15 protein-coding genes, 2 tRNA genes and 2 rRNA genes are annotated in these 21,694 nt (G+C 59.4%); 7 read left to right on the top strand and 12 right to left on the bottom strand.

The features are described 5' to 3' along the window. The first annotated feature begins 350 nt into the window (after positions 1–350). From D5261_RS02655 to D5261_RS02630, 6 genes are all read left to right on the top strand, one after another. Positions 351–427 (top strand) — tRNA-Ile (locus tag D5261_RS02655). A 50-nt stretch (positions 428–477) separates the two neighbouring features. Next, positions 478–553, top strand: a tRNA-Ala gene (locus tag D5261_RS02650). Positions 554–902: 349 nt separating this feature from the next. After that, positions 903–3,838, top strand: a 23S ribosomal RNA gene (locus tag D5261_RS02645). A 134-nt stretch (positions 3,839–3,972) separates the two neighbouring features. Beyond that, a 5S ribosomal RNA gene (gene rrf, locus D5261_RS02640) occupies positions 3,973–4,088 on the top strand. A gap of 128 nt (positions 4,089–4,216) precedes the next feature. Continuing rightward, on the top strand, positions 4,217–4,795 hold the full coding sequence (locus D5261_RS02635; protein ID WP_119323795.1) for a GrpB family protein: 579 nt from the start codon (positions 4,217–4,219) through the stop codon (positions 4,793–4,795). Positions 4,796–4,886: 91 nt separating this feature from the next. Then, positions 4,887–5,882: a hypothetical protein gene (locus D5261_RS02630; protein WP_119323796.1), complete on the top strand. Its 996-nt coding sequence runs from the start codon at positions 4,887–4,889 to the stop codon at positions 5,880–5,882. On the opposite strand, the gene D5261_RS02625 is transcribed toward D5261_RS02630, so the two are convergent. Beyond that, on the bottom strand, positions 5,874–6,563 hold the full coding sequence (locus tag D5261_RS02625; protein WP_119323797.1) for a winged helix-turn-helix transcriptional regulator: 690 nt from the start codon (positions 6,561–6,563) through the stop codon (positions 5,874–5,876). The genes D5261_RS02630 and D5261_RS02625 overlap by 9 nt on opposite strands. A gap of 314 nt (positions 6,564–6,877) precedes the next feature. Here D5261_RS02625 and D5261_RS02620 point away from each other — a divergent pair, with 314 nt between their 5' ends. Continuing rightward, on the top strand, positions 6,878–8,308 hold the full coding sequence (locus D5261_RS02620; RefSeq protein WP_119323798.1) for an FAD-binding oxidoreductase: 1,431 nt from the start codon (positions 6,878–6,880) through the stop codon (positions 8,306–8,308). A gap of 92 nt (positions 8,309–8,400) precedes the next feature. Here D5261_RS02620 and D5261_RS02615 read toward each other — a convergent pair whose 3' ends face one another. From D5261_RS02615 to D5261_RS02565, 11 genes are all read right to left on the bottom strand, one after another. After that, entirely contained in the window at positions 8,401–8,970 is a 570-nt protein-coding gene (locus tag D5261_RS02615; protein WP_119323799.1) for a gluconate 2-dehydrogenase subunit 3 family protein, read from the bottom strand. Positions 8,971–9,241: 271 nt separating this feature from the next. After that, positions 9,242–10,243, bottom strand: coding sequence for a LacI family DNA-binding transcriptional regulator (locus D5261_RS02610; RefSeq protein ID WP_119323801.1), 1,002 nt, complete (start codon positions 10,241–10,243; stop codon positions 9,242–9,244). 93 nt (positions 10,244–10,336) lie between these two features. After that, positions 10,337–12,283: a RecQ family ATP-dependent DNA helicase gene (locus tag D5261_RS02605; RefSeq protein WP_119323802.1), complete on the bottom strand. Its 1,947-nt coding sequence runs from the start codon at positions 12,281–12,283 to the stop codon at positions 10,337–10,339. Positions 12,284–12,391: 108 nt separating this feature from the next. Next, the gene (locus tag D5261_RS02600) at positions 12,392–13,144 is read right to left on the bottom strand and encodes a hypothetical protein (RefSeq protein WP_119323803.1); all 753 of its coding nucleotides are present in this window, start codon (positions 13,142–13,144) and stop codon (positions 12,392–12,394) included. 155 nt (positions 13,145–13,299) lie between these two features. Beyond that, positions 13,300–14,544: an AI-2E family transporter gene (locus D5261_RS02595; RefSeq protein WP_119323804.1), complete on the bottom strand. Its 1,245-nt coding sequence runs from the start codon at positions 14,542–14,544 to the stop codon at positions 13,300–13,302. Between the two features lie 16 nt (positions 14,545–14,560). Beyond that, entirely contained in the window at positions 14,561–14,914 is a 354-nt protein-coding gene (locus D5261_RS02590; protein WP_119323805.1) for a hypothetical protein, read from the bottom strand. Next, on the bottom strand, positions 14,907–15,227 hold the full coding sequence (locus tag D5261_RS02585) for a hypothetical protein (protein WP_125206232.1): 321 nt from the start codon (positions 15,225–15,227) through the stop codon (positions 14,907–14,909). The genes D5261_RS02590 and D5261_RS02585 overlap by 8 nt, the downstream gene beginning before the upstream one ends. 15 nt (positions 15,228–15,242) lie before the next feature. Then, positions 15,243–15,836 carry a hypothetical protein gene (locus tag D5261_RS02580; protein WP_119323807.1) on the bottom strand — a complete coding sequence of 198 codons (594 nt, stop codon included), beginning with the start codon at positions 15,834–15,836 and terminating at the stop codon, positions 15,243–15,245. 149 nt (positions 15,837–15,985) lie between these two features. Next, positions 15,986–18,463, bottom strand: coding sequence for a beta-L-arabinofuranosidase domain-containing protein (locus D5261_RS02575; protein ID WP_119323808.1), 2,478 nt, complete (start codon positions 18,461–18,463; stop codon positions 15,986–15,988). Positions 18,464–18,714: 251 nt separating this feature from the next. After that, positions 18,715–20,385: an alpha-1,3-galactosidase-related protein gene (locus tag D5261_RS02570; protein ID WP_119323809.1), complete on the bottom strand. Its 1,671-nt coding sequence runs from the start codon at positions 20,383–20,385 to the stop codon at positions 18,715–18,717. A 172-nt stretch (positions 20,386–20,557) separates the two neighbouring features. Continuing rightward, a complete protein-coding gene (locus D5261_RS02565; RefSeq protein ID WP_119323810.1) occupies positions 20,558–21,595 on the bottom strand; it encodes a UDP-glucose--hexose-1-phosphate uridylyltransferase in 1,038 nt (345 codons plus the stop codon). Positions 21,596–21,694: the final 99 nt, after the last annotated feature.

The following is a 21,694-nucleotide window of genomic DNA, read 5'->3' as shown; positions in this document are numbered from 1 at the left end:
TGCTGCTAGTCTTAGTGAAGACGTTTGAAGTATGCAAGTACAACAGACCGGCAAACTAAGCGAAGCGCGCTCTATCAGGTCGATCTATCCCTTGAGAGATTTGAAGTCTAGTGCTTCGATCTCGAATGACTCCTTATTCGTCACGAAAAGGTTGACACGATTTCCTATTTAGTTTTCAATGTGCATCGTTATCAAGTTAACATGTTGTTCACATTGAGCGCCGGTAATCTATGATTATTATTCAAGCGACAATTCAATAAGCTCTCGCAAAAACCGAAAAAGCTTCTTGCGGGAAGGCGGTCGCCTTCCTTTTTGTTTGTCTTGAATATTTCTAAGATTTCCGCAACAGCGGGCGCATAGCTCAGTTGGTTAGAGCACTCGGCTGATAACCGAGAGGTCACAGGTTCGAGTCCTGTTGCGCCCACCATCTTTGTTCTGATATACAGAGCGATGCAAGTTGGTTCTGTGTGACGCCGTGGGGGATTAGCTCAGTTGGTAGAGCGCTACTTTTGCAAAGTAGATGTCAGGAGTTCGAATCTCCTATCCTCCACCAGTCTTGATAACGTGTTAAGTGTTGATAGTCGCTGAGAGTTATTGTAAATAATTTTCACGAAAACACTTGACAAACTAAAGATTTCTAAGGTAAGATACTTACCTCAGATGCAGCGAGCCATCAGCGAATGGGGCTGCAAAATTGTTCAAGCCAAAGTGCTTGTTCAAACTTCTGTTCTTTGATAACTTCATATTGCGCGTGATACGTTTTCAAACTGCGTATCACGAATACACATAACATGTGCAAGAGCATGTTGTGTGTGGGTAAATAGCGTACAATTTTGCTGAGTGGCTATGACTTTGATTTATCATTGTGCATAGTACTCTTAGCGAACACTTTGTGTTTATTTGATCAAGCTACAAAGGGCGCATGGTGGATGCCTTGGGGCAAGGAGCCGATGAAGGACGCAGCAAGCGGCGAAACGCTTCGGGGAGGAGCAAGCATCCTATGATCCGGAGATATCCGAATGGGGAAACCCGCTATGCGATGCATAGCACTCCCGCCTGAACACATAGGGCGGGTAGAGGGCACTCGGAGAACTGAAACATCTAAGTACCCGAAGGAAGAGAAAACAACAGTGATTCCGTCAGTAGCGGCGAGCGAACACGGATCAGCCTAAACCCACTGCGTGAATATAGCCGGACGGCGTTGCGCATTGGGGGTCGCGGGATCGAGCGTTGGAGATCGTCCGATCTTCAGAAGAAGTAAAAAATCCACTTTTTAGTCGAACGTTCTGGGAAGGACGGCCACAGCGGGTGAAAGCCCCGTAGACAAAAGGGAGTGGACTTCTTGGCTTGACACCCAAGTACCGCGGAGCACGAGGAATTCTGCGGGAATCTGGGAGAACCACCTCCTAAGGCTAAATACTCTTTGCCACCGATAGTGAACTAGTACCGTGAGGGAAAGGCGAAAAGAACCCCGGGAGGGGAGTGAAATAGAACCTGAAACCATGCCGCCTACAAGCAGTGGGAGCACGATTAATCGTGTGACTGCGTGCCTTTTGCAGAATGAGTCCGCGAGTTAATCTCGGCAGCGTTAGCTTAAGTCTTTTAGAGACGGAGGCGCAGCGAAAGCGAGTCTGAATAGGGCGCCATAGTTGCCGGGATTAGACCCGAAACCGTGTGATCTACCCATGGCCAGGTTGAAGCTCGGGTAAGACCGAGTGGAGGACCGAACCGGTGTATGTTGAAGAATGCTCGGATGAGCTGTGGGTAGGGGTGAAATGCCAATCGAACACGGAGATAGCTGGTTCTCCTCGAAATGCATTTAGGTGCAGCGTTATGCGTTCTCTGTCGCAGGTAGAGCACTGGAAAGGCTAGGGGCCTTACCGGGTTACTGAACCTTACCAAACTCCGAATGGCGGCAGATCAGAGCATAGCAGTGAGACAGTGGGGGATAAGCTTCATTGTCGAAAGGGAAACAGCCCAGACCATCCGCTAAGGTCCCCAAGCGCTGGCTAAGTGTAAAAGGATGTGGAATTCCATAGACAACCAGGATGTTGGCTTAGAAGCAGCCACCATTTAAAGAGTGCGTAACAGCTTACTGGTCGAATGGCGTTCTGCGCCGATAATGTATGGGGGCTCAAGCCAGCCACCGAAGCGATGGACTATGTGTAAACATAGTGGTAGAGGAGCGTTGCATGTGGGATGAAGCCATAGCGTAAGCAGTGGTGGACTGCATGCAAGTGAGGATGCGGACATAAGTAGCGCGAAGACGGGTGAGAATCCCGTCCACCGAAAGCCCAAGGGTTCTTCAGGAAGGCTCGTCCTCTGAAGTTTAGTCGGGCCTAAGGCGAGGTCGAACGACGTAGCCGATGGACAGCTGGTTGATATTCCAGCACCAGTATGATCAGTGATGTGGGGACACGGTCCTATTTTCCAGCCCAACTGTTGGTTGTTTGGGTGAAACTTCTCTCTTGGCTGGCAAGCAAATCTACCAGCGTAACGGAAGGAAGTGAACGAGTGGATCCTTCGGGTGAAGCGAAGTGGGGAGGCGGATCGTCGAGAAAAGCCGCTAAACTTATGGTCATACTGCCCGTACCGTAAACCGACACAGGTAGGCAGGTAGAGAATACCAAGGTGTTCGAGATAACTCTCGTTAAGGAACTAGGCAAATTGACCCCGTAACTTCGGGAGAAGGGGTGCTCTTCGCAAGGAGAGCCGCAGTGACAAGCGCTGAGCGACTGTTTAACAAAAACACAGGTCTCTGCTAAGGAGAAATCCTAGGTATAGGGGCTGACACCTGCCCAATGCCAGAAGGTTAACGGGAGAGGTTCGGCGCAAGCCAAAGCCTTGAACTGAAGCCCTGGTGAATGGCGGCCGTAACTATAACGGTCCTAAGGTAGCGAAATTCCTAGACGGGTAAGTTCCGTCCTGCACGAAAGGTGTAACGACTTAGCGACTGTCTCAACGAGAGACTCGGTGAAATTGTAGTACCGGTGAAGATGCCGGTTACCCGCAACAGGACGAAAAGACCCCGTGCAGCTTTACTACACCCTGTTATTGTGTTTTGGCATAGTTTGTAGAGCGTAGGTGGGAGCCTTCGGGCGCCAATGGAACACCACCCTGATTATGCTGGAGCACTAACCTTGACCGTGATCCGGTTGAGAGACCGTAGCAGGCGGGTAGTTTGACTGGGGCGGTCGCCTCCCAAAATGTAACGGAGGCGTTCCAAGTTTCGCTCAGGCTGGTTGGAAATCAGCTGTAGAGTATAAGGGCATAAGCGAAATTGACTGTGAGACAAACAGGTCGAGCAGGTGCGAAAGCAGGACCTAGTGACCCTCTGGTAGCGCGTGGGCGCGCCAGGGCTTATCGGATAAAAGCTACGCCGGGGATAACAGGCTTATCTTGCCCAAGCGCTCACAGCGACGGCAAGGTTTGGCACCTCGATGTCGGCTCGTCGCATCCTGGGGCTGGATTAGGTCCCAAGGGTTGGGCTGTTCGCCCATTAAAGCGGTACGCGAGCTGGGTTCAGAACGTCGTGAGACAGTTCGGTCTCTATCCGTTGCGGGCGCAGGAAGTTTGAGGGGAGCTGTCCCTAGTACGAGAGGACCGGGATGGACAGACCTCTGGTGTACCAGTTGTTCCGCCAGGAGCATACGCTGGGTAGCTACGTCTGGTTGTGATAAGTGCTGAAAGCATCTAAGTACGAAGTACACCTCAAGATAAGACTTCCCACAGCATAAGCTGGTAAGACCCCCGGTAGACTACCGGGTTGATAGGCTGCAAGTGTAAGCGCCGCGAGGTGTTCAGCTAAGCAGTACTAATCGGTCGAGGGCTTGATCAAATAAACTACAATAAACACATTCACAAATGCTATTATAGAAATAGTACGTTGTTTATCCAATACAAAGCGCAATATGAAGTTGTCTAAGAACAGAAGACATACAATTTGAGATCCTAACTCGATCTCTACAGATTTCTGGTGGCTATGGCGGAGGGGTCCACCCGTTCCCATTCCGAACACGGAAGTTAAGCTCTCCTGCGCCGAAGATACTTGGTGGGCAACTGCCCGGGAAAATAGGACGCCGCCAGATTAAAACATCAATCACGAACAGTGATTAATAATCAATCACGAACAGTGATGAAACAGAAACAAGAAAGCCCTTGAGGATGTAATCCTCAAGGGCTTTCTTGCGTGCTGGGCATGTGGTAAAGTGTTGGCATGAAGATCGAAATCGTTCCTTACACAGATCGTTGGCCGGACGAGTTTCAGGCGATTGCTCAGCCAATACGGGACGCTTTGGGACACGTCGCCCTGCGGCTCGACCATATCGGCTCCACGTCGGTTCCCGGGCTGCCGGCCAAGGATGTGATTGACGCGCAGATTTCCGTGGCGGCGCTGGAACCGGTGGAGAGGATCGTCGACGCGTTCCAGGCGCTGGAATATGTTTACCTGGAGCATATTACCGGAGATCATCTTCCTCAAGGCGCGGATACGTTGCCCGAGGCATGGGTGAAGCTGTTTTTTCGAAGCAAGCCCGGTCGACGCCGCGCCAATGTTCATATTCGTGTCGCGGGAAATCCCAATCAGCGATATGCGCTTCTCTTTCGCGATTACTTGCGCGCTAACCCTTTGGCGGCGGGCGGCTACGCGGAGGTCAAACGGCAATTGGCGCGCTATCATCCCGATGATGAGGACGCCTACTATGATGTGAAGGATCCCGTTTGTGATATTCTCATGGCCGGGGCGGAGGTTTGGGCGGAGGCGCAGGGCTGGGAGATTGGACTTTCCGATGCTTAGGCCGGCAGCGCGAATTTGTCTTGCCAAGCAGACAAGGATAGGATATAGTGTAGACGCGCTTATCCCAATTTGAGAAAGATGAATTTCCTTTATGCTGCAAGAGAATACCGCGCCGACAGGGCCGCCGCTGATCACTCTGCACGCGACCGCCGCCAATGGGTTCCAGTACGGCGCGCCGTTTTCCGTTCCGGAAGGCTGGGTCGGGCTGATCACGCTCAAAAATGAGGCGACGGATTGCGTGGGCGCGGGGCAGTATGTCGCCGACGCCGCGACGCTCCCGCAGCTGGCGCTCAAGGCGCGGCTAAAGCCGGGGGAGCAGCCGCGCAAGCCGCTGGCGCTGAGTTTGTATCTGATGCCTTGGGGTGCGCCTGCGAATATCAGCTGGAAGGCCGATCCGATCGCGGTGAGCGCCGGCGCGCATTTGACGTATCAGCTTTCGGGACGATCCAGCGTTCGTGTCGCCCATCCCGTGGTGTACTTCAATACCATGCAGTCGAATCTGCGTGAGTTCATGAAGAAGCTGACGAAGGAAAGCAAGGCAATGGTCGCCGGAATGCCCATCGCCGCGCAGACGAACCAGTATCTGAAACTGAGCATCTCCTACGCTCTGGAAAATACGCCGGCGCTTTCGCCGGCGGCGTACTCGGGGAACCCCGCGATGCGCGACAGCGTGCGCAACTCCGCGTCCCTCGCCGTCTCGCAATGGCTGGCGGGCGCGGGCGTCGAGTGCCTCACCTTCGATCTCGATTCGGTCTCCGACGTGCTGCCCGCGCCCTGTGTCGAATGCAAGGCCACCCATAAGCCGGTCGCCTACAGCATCTTCCGAAGAACGATCAGCCTCTTATATGTGCGATACGGGGTGGAGAAGAAAGGTAACTTCTGCCTTCCGTGCGCGGCCAAGGTCAGTCTGTTCTATAACGTCGTGATGCTGATCTGCGGCTGGTGGGGATACATCGGCCTCGTGCTAGCGCCGGTGTATATCATCACGAACTGCTATCACTTCCTCAAGAACGCACTTGGACCGAAGGCCCAGCCTCCCGTCCCGGTCGCGCCGGCGGGAGCGTGGCCTCCTCCGCCCTCAGTTTAACTGGCGCTCGACTTCGGCGAACACGCTGAGGCGCAGCCACGCCGATAGGCGGGGGCGAAGGTTGGCGGGACCGTCCAGTGTCAAGTCACGCGTTTGAAGGGCCGTCCCGTAGGAGAGATCGCCCATCCAGATGCTGGTCATTGTTTGGACGCTGGTGGTTAGACACAGATCCGGCTCCAGGCCGGGATCGACCAGACACAGGTCGACTTCCCCGCGATCCAGCACCAGCCACCATCGTCTGCGGGCAATCGGCGCATCGTGGTACTGAAAATGAACCACGATGCGTCCTTCGGGCAGCTGCTGATGGTCAATGCGCCGCCGCATATCCCACATTAAGAGACTGACGTCCAGATCGCGGGGCGTCATCTCGCTGCGCGTCCACTGCTTTCCCCAGTTCCCAAGCTGAACGACGATCGGGCCCAGGTCCTCCCCGGCGGGCGTCAGGCAGTATGAGACGCAGCCGCCCGCGTCGGTCCGTTCGATCACCCCGGCGATTTCAAGTTCGTCCAAACGCTTCGACAGCAGACTTCGCGACATCAGCGGCACCCCTCGGTGGATATCGCTGAATCGCTGACTCCCCATGAACATCTCTCGGATAATGAGCGGTGTCCACCGTTCGGCAAATACTTCGCAGGCTTTGGCGACCGGGCAGAACTGCCCGTAGCTGATTCTTCGGGCCATAATTTCTTCCCTCCGCAATAGAATATGTTATACACTGCAATATGGGCGCCACTCTTCTCGATTCCGGACGCGCGAAGCGATACGCGCGGCGGCCCAGGCTGCTTTTGGGAGGATATCGCCAGCGTCGGCGTCCCGCCCCAAATACTAATCGCGGATTATCCCGCGATAAGTTTGTTCCATTAGGTACAGATATTGTACTTGAAGGAAAACTCCGTTTGGTGATACAACAATACACGCTGTTCGCCGGTCGATGTGGACCGGCGAACGCGTAATACACGCGGACGCATTGCGGCGTCTGAGAAAAGGAAAAACGAATGCCAGAAATATTGGTAAGGACGCTCAGCGGCGTCGATCGATCCCTGGAAGCGGCGGAAGTCGAGGAATTTTCCAGCAGTCTGAAGGGCGAGTTGATTCAGCCTGGGGACGACGAATATGACACGGCCCGCGCCGTGTACAACGGGATGATCGACCGGTGGCCGGCGCTGATCGTCCGCTGCGCCGATGCTGACGATGTGATTGCCTGTGTGAACTACGCTCGCCGCAGCGACATGCTCGTCTCGGTGCGGGGCGGCGGACACAACGCGGGCGGCCTGGGAGTCTGTGACGGCGGCCTGGTGATCGACCTGTCCCGAATACGCGGCGTCGATGTGGACGCCCGCGAACAGACGGTCCGCGTTGGGGGCGGCTGCTTGTGGAGCGAAGTAGACCAGGCCACCCATCCATACGGGCTGGCGGTCCCCTGCGGCGTTATCGCCTCCACGGGCGTGGGCGGATTGACGCTGGGCGGCGGCATCGGGCACCTAACTCGCAAGTACGGGCTGACCATCGATAACCTGCTCGCCGTCGATATCGTACTCGCCGACGGAAGCCGGGTGACGGCGAGCGCCACGGAATACCCCGATCTCTTCTGGGGAGTGCGCGGCGGCGGCGGAAACTTCGGCGTCGTCTGTTCGTTCCTGTTTCGCGCGCACCCGATCTCGACAGTGCACGCCGGGCCGACGTTCTGGCCGATCGAGCAGTCCCGCGATGTTCTGCGCTGGTACCGCGAGTTCATCGCGACGGCGCCGGAAGACCTGAACGGCTTCTTCGCCTTCCTCACCGTGCCCCCCGGCCCGCCCTTCCCGGAGCACCTGCATATGAAGAAGGTTTGCGGCGTCGTCTGGTGCTACACCGGTCCGGAGGAGCTTGCGGACGAAGTCTTCCGCCCCATCCGCGAGTTCGGCCCGCCGGCGATGCACGGCGTCCAGCCCATGCCATTCCCGGCTCTGCAAAGCGCGTTCGACCCGATCTACCCCGCCGGGCTCCAGTGGTACTGGCGCGCGGACTTCGTGAAGGAGCTCAGCGACAAGGCGATCGAGCGGCACATCGAATTCGCCGCCGAGATGCCCAGTTGGCAGTCGACGATGCATCTCTATCCCATCGACGGCGCCGCGCACCGCGTCGGCGCCGGGGACACGGCGTTCCGTTATCGCGACGCAAAATGGGCGCAGGTGATGGTCGGCGTGGATTCGGACCCGGCCAACAACGAGAGCCTAATCACATGGACCCGAAACTACTGGGAAGCGCTGCACCCGCACTCCGCCGGCGGCGCCTACATGAACTTCTTGATGGAGGAAGGGCAAGACCGGGTCCAGGCGTCGTATGGTGAAAATTACCCACGGCTTCAAGATGTGAAGCGGCGATACGACCCGGAGAATCTATTCCGGGTGAACCAGAACATCCGGCCGGTAGCTTCCATGGAGTAATATGCGTGTTCGTTGCGCTCGAAAACAAAAAAACACCCCGCGCCGGGTCTCGGCGCGGGGTGTTTTTGATTCTGACTGTATGACAAGCGCGTTTAGGTGATCTGGAGGAACGGCTGGGCGCTGCGCTTCCGGTCGGTCGGGTCGGCGCTGCGGAGAATTCCGATGCGGGTCCACTCTTTCTGCTCGGCGAAAAGCCCGTGCAGAACCTTGGTGTAAAACCGGCGGTAAAAATAATCGGACGGGATGCGCTGCCAGATGCTTCCCGGCGCGACTCCGTCTTCGATGGAGCGCAGAACGACGTCGCGCTGCGCCGGCGCCAGTTCGTGAAACTGGCTGCCATAGTAATTCTTGCTGGTCTCGTTGATGCCCATGAGCCCGAGGGGGAAGAGCTCACTTTCGTTGGGCATGCCCGGCAGCTGCTCCAGGCGGCCAAGCAGGCGGCCTGTCGCCCAGTCCATGAAGCCCGCCAGGTCCATCGGATTCTTGCCCGGAGCCATCCGCTCGATCGCGGACGCCATGGTGATCAGCTCCGTCACCGTGTAATGTGTCAGCGTGTACCGGGAAAAGTGACTGCGGACGCGCTGCTCCATGTCCGAGCCGCTTGCGATTCGATCCTGCGATTCCTTCTTATTTTCTTTAGAATTTGTTGATCCATCGTCCATTCAGTCGACTCCTATTTCCTGCATGTGGCTCGTTCCAATTTGCTCAATTTTTTTGGCGTATCGACAGCGGCGCTGCGGATCAACGCGGGGTACGGCGAACGACTCCACCGCGCTGGTGGGTAATATAATACCCAACGAAATCCGGATTCCGAGCGGGAATCCGAGTCGATTCTCAACAAGAATCGACTCAATATTTTTTCGAAAAAGCGTGACTTTTTTGGCTTTTAGCAACGGCTTGCAACGAGCGCACACGGCCCACAAAAGCGTCGCCTCAGCTGGTCCCGCCGACGGTCAAAACGGCCTTCAGCACGTGCTGTTCCGGAGTCCCGTCGTGCTCGGCGATTCGTTTTTGCAGCAGAGTCAGCGCCTCATGGCAGAGGTCGCCGACCGGACTCCGCACGGTCGTCAGCGGGGTGTCGAGGAATCGGCCCTCTTCGATGCCGTCGAATCCGACTACGGCGATGTCTTCCGGGACTCGGATCCCGGCGCGGCGCAGACCGCGGAAGACTCCGACGGCGACGAGGTCGTTGTAGCAGAACAAGGCGTCGGGGCGCTGGTCCGGAGGTAGGGCGGCCACTTCCGCGCCGACGGCGAGGCCCGCGTCGCGCAGAGAAGGCGTTTCGGCGACATGCGCGATCCACGGCTCCGCGCCGGTGGCGGCGCAGTGGTCCCGGTAAGCGCGCGTGCGTCCCTCCGTATTCGCCGCGAGCTGGGCGGGAGTCTGAGTCGTCAGGAACCCGATCCGCCGCCGGCCGCGACTCGCCAGGTGAGTCAGCGCCTGCTGGGCGCCGTCATAAAAATCGATGGCGACACAGTCCGCGTCGGCGCGGTCGTGGCCGATGTAGACGATCGGCAGGCGGCTGGCCGCCTCGCCCAGATAGCCGGAAAGGTCCTCGCCCGTGTCCGCCCAGATGAGTGCCCCGTCCAGCGGCCACGCCGAAAGCTTGCCCTGATGTTTCCCGTCCGTGCGGAAACGCCGTTCGCCATCGACAATGGTATGCAGGCCCACGTCGTGCCCCTGCGCTTCGACGGTGGCGGCGACGGTCGCGAAGAACGGGCTGCTCAGATGATAGATCAGCAGGCCGATCATGTCCGTGCGCCGGCGCACCAGGCCGCGCGCCAGCAGATTGGGCCGGTAACCCAGCGCCTCCACGGCTTTGAGTACGCGCTCGCGCGTTTCCGGCAGGACATTCTTGGGGCCGTTATTGATGACATACGAAACGGTCGCGACGGAGACTCCGCTCGCGCGCGCAACATCGGTGATAGTGGCCATAAGTGTCCTAAAAGCGGGCGGGTGATCTCAAAGTGTAGCACACGGGAACGGCGTCGTCAAGAGAATGGCGCCGCCGGCCGCTGGTGAGCCACGCTATTCCGCGAAATCGTCGAATTCCGGTTCATCGAGCGAGCACCATTCGAGTACGTCGGCGAAGCGGCAGGCTTCCAGGCGTCCAAAGAGCGCGTGCCGGGCCAGCTTCTGGCGCGTGAGGGCGGGGCTGGCGAGACCGCAGAGGAAGCGCGCGCGCTGGCGCGGCTCGGCGAGGGCGGTGTGCGTTTGGACGAGAGCGTCGAATTGGTCCTGCTCCTCGGGATCCAGCTCCGGGAAGATCTCCGGGATCGGCGCCATGGGCCGGACGCGACCGGTGCGGCAGAAACCGCAGTGCCCGCAGGGCTCCTCGCGGATCTCGCCAAAGTAAGCGACCAATCGGTTTGTCTGACAGCCTTCCTGGTTCACAAGATCCAGGACATTGCCCAGGCGCTCCTGCTCCTGGGACTCGCGGCGCACGAACCGCTCCTGGAGGGTGGAGGATAGCTCGCTCATGTCCGGTTCTTTTTCCTGACGGATGTAGCGCAGGCGCGCGTCGCTGACTTTGAGCTCCACGAGCGATCGCTCCTGTAGCAGCTCCAGCGCGCGCACCACGCGCCGGCGTTCCTGCCCAAGACCGGCCGCCGCCTCGTCGGGATTGATCGTATACCAGAGGCGTCCCTGCTTGGCCCCGCGAAACAGCGCTTCGACGAAGCGTCCCGGCTCGCCCGGGAACTGCGCGAGAATCTCCTGCATCGAGACGGCCGGCTTGACGTCATACGCGGCGTAAAACGGCGTTGTTTGGCGCAGATATCCGCTGAGCTCTAAGTACGTCAGGATCGTGCGCAGAACGAGAATCCGGATATCGTGCCGCGAGGAAAGATCGAAGACGCTGATGTCGAACTCGGGACCGAGGGAAAACAGCTCGTCCAGCAAACCGCCGAGCGCGCTTTTGGTGGGCGTATCGCCGAAGGCGAAGTTCTCCAGCGTCGGAATGTCCGTGGAGCAGGCGAGCATCTCCACCACCGAACGCTGCCCGTCCCGGCCCGCGCGGCCGATCTCCTGGCTGTAGCTCTCCAGGCTCTTTGGCAGATTGTAGTGGTAGACATAACGCACGGCGGACTTATCGATCCCCATGCCGAAGGCGATGGTCGCGACGACAATACCGTCGTCCATCGCCATCCACCAGTCCTGCGTGGAGGTCCGCGTCGGCTCATCCATCCCCGCGTGGTACGCCTTCGCGGGAAGCCCGGCGCGCTCCAGCCGCGCGGCGACCTCTTCAGCCGTGCGCTGCAAGGTGACATAAACGATGGTCGATCCCGGCTTGCGGGTCGTCAGCCGCTTTTGCAGAATCCCATCGCGGTCTTCCGGGACGACCGCCGTTGTCAGCAGGTCCAGATTCTCGCGGTAAAATCCTGTGACGGTCGATCCGGCCTCGGGAATCTTGAACGCCTTGCAGATATCCGAGACGACGCTCGGCGTGGCCGTCGCCGTTAGCGCCAGCACGCGCTCGACCTGCGCCCGTCGAGCGACATCCGCGAGCTTCAAGTAGTCGGGACGGAAGTTATGGCCCCACTCAGAGATACAGTGCGCCTCATCCACGGCAAACAGCGAGATCTTCGCCCGTTCGATCAGCCCCAAAAAACGTTCATTGTTGAACCGTTCGGGTGAGACATAAAGAATCTTAAGATCGTTGCTGAGCACACGCTCGGAGATCGTCCGCGCTTCGTCCGCGCTGAGCGTGGAGTCGAGCCGCGCCGCCGAAACGCCATGACGCACCAGGAAATCGATCTGATCCTTCATTAAGGCGATCAAGGGGGAGACGACAATCGTCACGCCGTCAAACATCAGCGCCGGCAGCTGGTAGCAAAGGGATTTGCCCCCGCCGGTAGGAAACACCGCCAGCGCGGCGTTATGTTCGATCAAGCCATGGATGACATCTTCCTGACCGGGACGGAATTCATCGAATCCAAAGTACGTTTTGAGGAGCTCTCGGGGTGTGGGCGGCATGGGGAATAGTTCGGCGCAGGAAAGGGGATTTCCTGCGCGTTTGAGGGCTTTGAGGCTTCGCGCTCTATTCCCCCAGCGCGTGGGGGAACAGAGCGTAATTCATCGAGCCTAACGCCCAGGAGAGCTGTTTTTCTTTCGCCCAAATCCCCAAACCGCCGCGAGGCCGATCATCATGCAGATCGCCATCTGGGGCGCGGAGGGTTCCGGGACGGCCGCGATGCTGGGGTTGTGCGTGACCAAATCCTGCGGACGGCCGTACTGCGAGGGCTGCGAACCGTTGACCTGGCGCAGGAACAGGGAGCCGGAGCTGCCTTTACTCTTGAGCGCCTTCTGCTCGACGTTATAAACATCTTTCGCCGAGACGCCCGTCGCCGTAAATACGCCGCTGTCGTAGTAGTACAGGTCTTGCGCGGCGTTGTAGGACACGTGGCCGCCGAGGACAAGATCCCACACGGCCACCTGTGCGGCGGGCTGAGAGCCCTTGTTGGTGAAGTTCTGGCCGATGTAGTCGATCGCGCGGACGTTGTATGGGCCGTACGGATAGGTTGCGGAGGAGAGGCCGAGCGTCGAACTTGTCAGCGCGCTGGTGACCTTCCAGGATTCGCCATTGTAGATTGAATCGAACGGGTCGGTGCAGAAGGCGTTGAACTGTGCGCCCTTCGAGTCGGCGATTCGGTAAAATCCCGCCGCGGTCGCTTCCGAGACGTACCGGCTGCCGTTGAAATACGTGATCGTGACATTCGAGGAGCTGGAGGCGTCCAGAAATGTAATATTATTTGTCGCTACGCCATTCGCGGCCATCGCCGGATGTGCGGCCGCCAGCAAACCGATCGCAAGAGCCGCGCGTGGATTAAGTCCCATTAAAATAGCTCGCTCACTTTCATGACTAGGAAACTGCTTGATATTCTAATGAGATTATGGCGGAAAGCGACGATCAAATTTAACTGTGGGATATGCCGGAATATTTAGGCGAATCCCATAACCGATATTTGCGACAGGAGAATGGCGGAGGAGGCTTATGTCTGAGGCAGAATGGAGGGAGGTTCCTGGGCGTCGCTTTTGGCGTCTTTTTCTTCCTGAATCATCGCCTCGCCGTCGCCGGATTTGCGCGAGGCGGGTTTGTTCTGCTCAGTCTCCGTGGAGATCGACGCCTTGACGACCCGCTCGGCGCGGCGGATGGAGACGACATCGGCCTTGAGCTGCGGGAAGATGTGGACCAGCACCACCTGAAGCGCGGCCGCGATTGGCACCGCGAGCAGCGTGCCGGGAATGCCCATCAGCGTTCCGCCCGCCATCAGCGCGCCGAGCGTCAGCAGGGGATGCAGGTTGACGCTGCCGCCGATGATCCGGGGCGCCACGATGTTGTCAAAGACGACCTGATGGATCAGGATCATCACGGCGGTCACGATCAGCGCCGCCGTGGCGCCGTGCGAGACGAGCGCGACGCCGCCGATCATAATCGTCGAAACCACGGCGCCGAAGTAGGGGATCGTGTACAGAATCCCGGCGGTTACGGCCAGCGAAAGGGCGTAATCCGAGAGACCCGCCACGCGCAGCACGATGTAAATGACCGTGATGTCCAGCAGCATCACCAGCATCATGCCGCGCACATAGTTGCCGAAGACCGCGATGATCTCCGTGACGACCGTCAGGATATCCTCCCGGCGCTCGCGCGGCGCGAGGATCAGCAGCTTGCCGAGAATCTTGTGGAAATCGAGCAGGAGGAAGAAGGTCATGATCGGCACGATCACGACCCACACCAGGTTTTCCGCCCAGAGCGGCAGGTTGGCGCTGAGCCAGCCCATCCCCTGACCGATCAGCTCCGGGAGATGCTTGGCCTGATTGATCACCGGCGGCCGCATCACCTCCGGCACATGGTGCAGCTTCATCCAGGCGGAAGCGTACTCGGCGACCTGCTGCGGGGTTCCGTGCAGGACTTTGTCGGGAAGCAAATTGAGCAGCTGCGTCATCTGGCCGCTGGCGAGCTGGTTCAAGCTGCGCGCGATCAGGCCGCAGATTCCCAGAAAAAGGACGTAGATGATCCCGATCGCCAGTCCCCGCCGGTAGCCGCGTCGCTCCATGCGGTCCACTTCCGGGATCAAAGTCATGGCGAAGATGGTCGCCACCAAAAAGGGAGGGATCAGTGTCCGGAGATCGTAGAGCAGCCAGAGGACGACGCCGATAGCGCCAAGGTAAGCGAGAATCGTAAAGAGGGAAACGACCTTTTTCTGATCGAAGGATGGTGGCGCCGGGGGAATCACAGCGAGTAAGCCGTTCTCAGGAGGACTTGTCGCCGCTCCCGCCGATCATGGGAAGGCCGATGAAGGTGCGCGGACCGAGGTCCTCTTCCTCCAGGTCTTCCTCTTCGATATCGATATGCGTTCCCAATAACTCGAACAGGTCAAACAGGTTCCGGTTGGAGTTGTCCTGAACGACATAGTTGTCGGCGACATCCTGGAAGTAACCCGGCTGGCGGCTGAGCGGCCCGGCGATCACAAGCCACTCGGCGAAAACGGCGGCGGCCGTGTTGGTGGGAACGCCGCTCGGATCACGGTCCGCGAAGTCTTTGAGAGTCTGTCCGAAGGTGACGGTCTGCTCGATGAACGAGGGATCCGTGGGTTCGTTAGACATACGCCGGCTCAAGAGTTTCCAGGTGGTCTTCCACGCGCGTCAGCACCTTCAGGCGCAGCGCTTCGATGGCCGTCTCCCGCACGCCGAAATAGTTGATCGTGGTGTAGCCTCCGAAGGTTTTGAACCGTTCGTAGGTCGAGAACCGGGAGGAGTTGACGGGCAGCGAGATCGGCTCGTTGGTGTCGACGTCCAAAATTTCCAGATTTTTGATAAAACTGGTGATGCCGTCCGTGTCTTTGAGCCGCTCGTTGTAAGACAGGCGGATCAAATACTGCTTGCCGCCGCGTGTCGTATACCGTTCCGTGATATCCATGGGATTATTGTACACCTAAAAGCGTCGTTTCCGCTTGCCTTTCACCCCAGTGACGGTCTTTTCCGCGCTCTTCTCCTGCCGCAGCGCCGTCTTCAGCGCGCCGATGGCGATGGGCGCGGGATCGCGCAGCTTGTCTGCCCAGACGCCCGCGCGGTGCTTCAGCACGAACTGCCGCGCGCGTTCCGCCTTCGCCTTTTCACCGGCGCCGGCATAGGCTTTCGACAGCAGATAGTGCGCCTCGCCGGAGCCGTCCAGAAAGCGCTGCGTGAATCCCTCGAACGGATCGAGCGCCGCGATGGCCTGACGCCACACGCCGCGCTCCACCAGATCGCGTCCGATGCGCAGGCGGGCGGCGAACAGCTTGCTGATTCCCAATAAGAATGGGATGAAGACCAGCAGGATCGACAGAACATCAATGGCTTGATGCCACTTGAAAACCGGACTGCCCTTCATGTTGATCGGCGCCATCGCGAAGGTCATCAGGAAGAGCTGAGCGAAGGTTACGCCGCCATAGCGCAGGATAATCCGGCCAAGTATTCGGTCGGCTTCTTCATTGATGACGGGCGCTTCGGCGGGGCGTTTTGCGTTGGGTGATGTGGAAGCGGGCATAGGGAAATTCTCGAAAGGATTCTAGCATTTCCCGCGCGCGTTGTCAATGTGGGATTTGTGTGGGGCGCAGTCAAAGTTTACTCTGGACACGAGAAGATTGCCCCCTTACTCCCACCGAATTGGGGGAGTAAGGGGGCGATCGGGGTCTTCTACCCTGCCTTCCACTCCAGAACCCCGCCCGAGAAGTTGTCCTGCAGCTGCACTTCCACTCGCAGGCCGCTCGTGGTTACGGGGGTGAATGCGACGGTGTTGTATTTGTCGGGCGCGACGCCGTAGTCGGAGGAATTGGCGACGGGCTTCCAGTCGTTGCCGTCTTTGTAGAGCAGGCGCCAGGACTTGGGGACGCGGCATTCGCCGTGGCCGGTGTCATCGAACCAGTAGACGGACGCGGTGGAGACGGTTTTTGGGGTTTTGTAGTCGTACTGAACCCATTCCTGGCTTCCTTTGTGGTCCCACCAGGTGAAGCGCGGGACGCCCATGTCGTAGGACTGCTTCGGCTCGATATTGTCGTTCAGGGCGTCAAGGCTGTCGTTGACATGCGAGGCGGACGCGCTGACGGTCGCGGCGGGAGGAATGGTCCAATCGTGCGCGTCGGGGCCGAAGCCGATGGTTGGGAACGAGGTGATGCGCAGGCGGGCAGCGGCCATGGGGATCAGGGACACCGTTTCCGTCGGCTCCGCGGACTTCGCCGGACTCATCTGCAAGGGCGTGACCACATTTTCCGAATCCGCGGTCCAATGGGGTATCTTCTTCGCTTTGACGCGCAGCTCGATGGGCGTGGTCCCATGCGTAAACGGGTTCGCGGCGACGGGGCCGCCCTTTTGCGCGACATCGAACGAGTGGGCCGGATTGGATTTGTCCAGAACCAGGCCGTAGTTCCATGGCGTTTGCGGATAGACCGCGTATTCCGGCCACTGCTCGGTTCCGGCGTAGCGGTCCCACTTCTCGCCGATCGCCAGTGAATAGGTGATCGGGCCGCGATCCACCGAAACGGCGTTCTTGTTGGCGGTCCAGGTGCGGACATGGATGTCCATCGGCAGATGCAGCGTGACGGTGTCGCCGCTCTTCCAAGTACGGTGGACGATCAAATAGGAGCTGGCCCTGGCGTGCGCGGCGACGGGCTTGCCGTTGACGCGGACGGTGGCGTTCGCGCACCAGCGGGGGATGCGCAGGTAGAGCGGGAACGCGACCGGCTTGGGCGCGGCGATCGCGAAGTTCACGGTGTCGCCGAATGGATACTCGGTGGTCTGGGCGACGCTGACCGTGGTCCCGTCGCCGACCTTCGCCGTGACTTCGGACGCGGCGTAGAGGTTCGCGGCAAGCCCCCTGTCCGCCGTCGCATGCCAGAGGTTTTCGGAGTAGTACGGCCACGCCATGCCGTAGTTGTGCGGGCAGCACCGGTAGTTGTGCACGCCCGGCTGATAGGCGAGCATCGGGAAGTCGTTCTGATACTGATGGTGGGTCTTGAGGTCATTGTCGATCTGCACGCAGTTCATCGTCGTGATGTAATGCATCGACTTCTGCTCGGGATCGTAGGACGCCGGGAGCATATTGAACGCGAGTTCTTCGCAGCGGTCCATCCAGATCGGCTCGCCGGTGAGGCGGGTCAGGATCTGGAAGCTCAGCATATACTCGGCGATGCCGCAGGTCTCGAAGCCCTGGCGCGGGTCGCCGTAGCCGTGGCGGGCGTTCTCATCGCCGGCGAAGCCGCCGCCGGCCATCTGGCCGAACTCGCCCATTACCTCGGCGTAGTTGCGCTTCGTGGCGTTGAGGAATTTGTCGTCCTGAGCGATCGCGCCGTACTGGGCGGGCTCGCGGAAGCCCTGCGCGAAGTTGACGTTGTGCAGGCTGGCGACGCCGTCGGTCCACTTCGCGGAGTTGGCGTGGATCATCTTGACCAGATCGATCAGGAAGGCGTCGCCGGTGCGGTTATAGAGCCAGTAGATGCTGTCGATGTTATCGCCCCAGCGCACTCCCGCCCAGTCCTTGCCGAAGGTCTCGGGACGCTGCTTTGCCTGGAACTGGAAATACTTCGTCAAGAACGGAATCACCTTGGGATCGCCCGTAACTTCCTGGTATGAGCGGATCGCATACAAGACCGGCATGTGCGGCCAGAAATCCGGGTCGCCGCCCAGGCTCGTGCGCGCCCGGCTGGGGCCAAACCAGCCGTCGGGCTGCTGGCTGGCGATGATCCCCGTGATCCACTTATTCGCCAGCGCCGTCACGCGCGGGTCTCCGGTCACATAACCCAGATCGGCCAGTCCGCGCAGCCAGTAGGTGACTTCCTCCCAGCCGGAGCCCGACGTCGGGTCCACCCAGCCGTTGCCGTCATACTTCAGAAAATCGGAGACCTCGGGATAGCGTCCGCACAGTCCGTCGACTTGCAGATCGAGCTGATGGCGCAGCCAACCTTTGGGCTTCACCGCGCCGACCGGCAGCTTCAAGAACTGCGTGGGGGCCAGCGGCGCGCGGTTCGGCGTGTAAAAGCCGGCGGCCTTGTCCGTCACCGCGACATCGACCGTCCGGGCGCCGTCCGCAGCGGCTTCCGCGCTCTGCGTTCCATGCGCGGCGAGAACGGCGCCGCCGGCGGTCGCCAGTCCAAATTTGAGAAAATCCCTGCGCTTCAATGAATAGCTCCTTCGTGCGATATCGGCGTGTGAAATATCGCGATAATAGCAAGACGTGAACAGGGCGCTCGATTGGAAAGTCGCCGCACGTCGTCATACAAAAATTATAACATTTTGGATGGGCGGCGTACATACAACAATAGCGCATATGTGTGTAACAATCGTGACTAACTGGCGAGCCTCAGAAGAAAACGCCGCTCGCGGAGATTTGCGGGCGACGTTTGCTGGGGAATAGCGTTTAAAATGGAGGGCTAGGAGGTCGAAAGATCGTTGTCGCGGATATCCACATTGGCGCAGTGCGTGATCTCCAGCAGCTCGCCGCCGGCGCTCCGTTTGGGATAGGCGCCGCTTGGCCGCATCACGTTGCCGGTAAAGGTCAGGCCGTCCACGCAGTGCGCGGCCAGCAGCCGTCCGTGGAAGTCGTCGAACGTGTTGTTCTCCACCCGGATGGAGTGGTGGTAGAGCGACTGCGCGCGATAGGGCTCGGCGACGCCGGGGTTGACTTCAATCGTGGCGGTTCCCCAGACACCGTAGTTGCAGTTCTCGAAGTGGTTGCCCCGGATCGTGACGTCGCGCACCTTGCCCGATTCGAACCAGTAGTTCGCGTCGCCTTCGATCAGGATGGCGGCGCCCGCGATATGGAAGTGGTTGTTTTCGATCAGCGCCTTGCCGCCGGTCGTCACCAAAAATCCTCGCGCCCGATTGCCGCGCGACCGGCAGCCGCGCGCCGTCAGATTGGGGATCCAGCGCAGGTTCGCCACCGCGTCCTTCAGCGATAGGTCCGTGGGAAGCGGCGATTCCAGTGTCAGCCGTGTGAACTGTTTGTTCACACGGTCGACGCGCGCGACGGTGTTCTCATGGAACGTCTCCAGCGTTGTGTTGCGCACGAACTCGATGGGATCTCCCGCCGCAAAGATATCGATCCCCAATTGCTGCGGATGGACCAGCGCGAACTCGATCTCCGTGGGCGAAACGATCGCGCTGATCTGCCCATAAATGCCGTGGACGTTGGTGGCGTCGTCCATCTGGTTTTCGAAGACGCAGTTCTCAAGGACGATCTCGCCGGCGCAGTTGACGAAGTGCGTGGCGTCGGCGGTGAGCGAGATCATGCGGCCGCTTTCGGGCGGCGTCGTGACGGTCAAATTCTCCACGCGCAGATCCGAGCTGTGCTGCGCGATGATCCCCATGCCGCCGGAGTGGTAGAGCGTCACATTCTGGACCGTGACGCCCTGGCTGCGTTCGATAGTGATCGTCGGGCAGAGCCGTCCGCCGTCCATGATCGCCATCGTGTTGCCGGGCGTTGGCAGCGTGCTGAACTTGGCGTGGACGCGCACCTGGCGCGGTCCGATCTCCTCGGCCGTGTGCCAGTCGTGGACGGCGAAGTTGTCAAAGACGCCGAACGCGGTCTCGCGCTTGTTGGTGTCGAACTCCAGCATATTAGAGATATCGTAGGTGATATCGCCTTCGCCCGTGAAGACCAGCCGATCGTGCGGGATCTTGTAGGGGAACTGCTCGGGAATCTCGATGTCGATACTTCCCTCGCGCGCGGCGAGCACCACTGCCTCGCTATGGAACGTGCGCGCCCAGTCGATGGAGAAGTTCTTCAGCGTGATCTCTTTGCAGCCGCGCAGCGTGAACGGCAGGACATAACCGTGAAAGACGAACTCCGATCCCTGCCCGTCGATCTCGAAGTCTTCCAGCCCCTCCAGCGGAAACACGATGCGCTTGAGGCCCTCGTCGTTGTTCGAGATAAACCAGTACTGTTCGAAGGCGCGGTCCGGCCAGAAGTCGTAGCGCGCTTTGGGAAAGACCAGCCGTCGCTCCCCGCCGGCGCGGGCGGCGGCCAGCGCCGCGCGCACCGCCGGAGTGGCGTCGTTGTTTTCCGTATCCACGGAGAAAAAGAAGTCTTCGAGATTAGTCATTCGGTCTTTCGGTTCCAAGGTAGGAAAGGGCCGGCGAATTCGAATCCGGCAATTGAACGTCCTGGGGATGCCCAGTCTGTAAGAGTCTCGGAACCGGCGGTTTTCAACCGCCGGCTCCTAATTCGCTGGCTTTCGTTATCGTCCCGTTCGCTATTCGATCATCAAAGCTCTATCAACGTTCGGTGTAGTGCTGGTCCGGCAGGGCGGCGAGTGTCTGCGCGGCCTGTTCGGCGGTGAGGTCGCGCTGGGCTTCGGCGAGCATTTCGTAGCCGACCATGAACTTCTTCACCGTGGCGGAGCGCAGCAGCGGCGGGTAGAAGTGCGCGTGCAACTGCCAGTGCGATTGGTCCTCGCCGGGGATATTCGGCGCGGCGTGCCAGCCCATGGAGTAGGGGAATGACACTTCGAACAGGTTGTCGTAGCGCGAAAGATGCCGTTTCAGGATATCGGCGAGGCTGTCCCGCTCGGCGTCCGTCAGATCCGAAAGGCGCAGCACGTGGCGGCGCGGCAGCAGCAGCGTCTCGTACGGCCAGACGGCCCAGAACGGGATTACGGTCACCCAGTGCTCGTTCTGTACGACGATGCGGGAGCCGTCCTTCAACTCGCCGTCGAGATAATCGAGCAGCAGCGGCGCGTCGTGCGTGGCGCGATACTCGCGCTGGCGCTTGTCTTCCATCGCGGCTTCGTTGGGCAGGAAGTCGCTCGCCCAGATCTGGCCGTGGGGATGCGGGTTGGAGCATCCCATGATCTCGCCCTTGTTCTCGAAGACCTGCACCCATCGGTATCGGACGCCCAGTTCTTCGGATTGCGCGGCCCAGACATCCACCACGCCCCGGATCGCCTCCACGGGCATGACGGGCAGGGTCCAGTCGTGGCGCGGCGAGAAGCAGATCACGCGGCATTCGCCCGAAACGGCCTGGGTATGGAATAGCGTGTCGGCGGCCGTGTCGGCGTCGTGCGCCTGCGGCAGCAGCGCCGCGTAATCATTCTGGAAGACATAGGTCCCGGTGTACTCCGGGTTCTTCTCGCCGCCGGCGCGTTCGTTGCCGGCGCAGAGATAGCATTTCGGATCGTACGGAGGGCGCTGCTCGCGCGCGGCCGTTTCTTGTTTGCCCTGCCAGGGCCGCAGCGTGCGGTGCGGGGAAACGAGAACCCACTCACCGGTCAGCGCGTTCAATCGCCGGTGGGGAATATCTGTGCGTAGCGTCATGGCTATTCTGTTGCATCCAATCGTCGTTTTGAGCCGTCCGGCGCGCTCGCGCTCAGGCCGGTCTCTTCTGCATTATTGTGACACGAAACGAGGTTATTC

The sequence above is a fragment of the Capsulimonas corticalis genome, assembly GCF_003574315.2.
Lineage (GTDB): Bacteria > Armatimonadota > Armatimonadia > Armatimonadales > Capsulimonadaceae > Capsulimonas > Capsulimonas corticalis.
Note: the sequence above shows the minus strand (reverse complement) of the source record. Positions and strands in the feature narration are given on the sequence as shown.

What these genes read in the sequence shown, in the direction of transcription:
- D5261_RS02615 (WP_119323799.1), bottom strand. Translation starts at nt 8,970, where the DNA reads ATGGACGATGGATCAACAAATTCTAAAGAAAATAAGAAGGAATCGCAG.
- D5261_RS02565 (WP_119323810.1), bottom strand. Translation starts at nt 21,595, where the DNA reads ATGACGCTACGCACAGATATTCCCCACCGGCGATTGAACGCGCTGACC.
- D5261_RS02600 (WP_119323803.1), bottom strand. Translation starts at nt 13,144, where the DNA reads ATGGGACTTAATCCACGCGCGGCTCTTGCGATCGGTTTGCTGGCGGCC.
- D5261_RS02585 (WP_125206232.1), bottom strand. Translation starts at nt 15,227, where the DNA reads ATGGATATCACGGAACGGTATACGACACGCGGCGGCAAGCAGTATTTG.
- D5261_RS02580 (WP_119323807.1), bottom strand. Translation starts at nt 15,836, where the DNA reads ATGCCCGCTTCCACATCACCCAACGCAAAACGCCCCGCCGAAGCGCCC.
- D5261_RS02610 (WP_119323801.1), bottom strand. Translation starts at nt 10,243, where the DNA reads ATGGCCACTATCACCGATGTTGCGCGCGCGAGCGGAGTCTCCGTCGCG.
- D5261_RS02620 (WP_119323798.1), top strand. Translation starts at nt 6,878, where the DNA reads ATGCCAGAAATATTGGTAAGGACGCTCAGCGGCGTCGATCGATCCCTG.
- D5261_RS02605 (WP_119323802.1), bottom strand. Translation starts at nt 12,283, where the DNA reads ATGCCGCCCACACCCCGAGAGCTCCTCAAAACGTACTTTGGATTCGAT.
- D5261_RS02570 (WP_119323809.1), bottom strand. Translation starts at nt 20,385, where the DNA reads ATGACTAATCTCGAAGACTTCTTTTTCTCCGTGGATACGGAAAACAAC.
- D5261_RS02590 (WP_119323805.1), bottom strand. Translation starts at nt 14,914, where the DNA reads ATGTCTAACGAACCCACGGATCCCTCGTTCATCGAGCAGACCGTCACC.
- D5261_RS02635 (WP_119323795.1), top strand. Translation starts at nt 4,217, where the DNA reads ATGAAGATCGAAATCGTTCCTTACACAGATCGTTGGCCGGACGAGTTT.
- D5261_RS02625 (WP_119323797.1), bottom strand. Translation starts at nt 6,563, where the DNA reads ATGGCCCGAAGAATCAGCTACGGGCAGTTCTGCCCGGTCGCCAAAGCC.
- D5261_RS02630 (WP_119323796.1), top strand. Translation starts at nt 4,887, where the DNA reads ATGCTGCAAGAGAATACCGCGCCGACAGGGCCGCCGCTGATCACTCTG.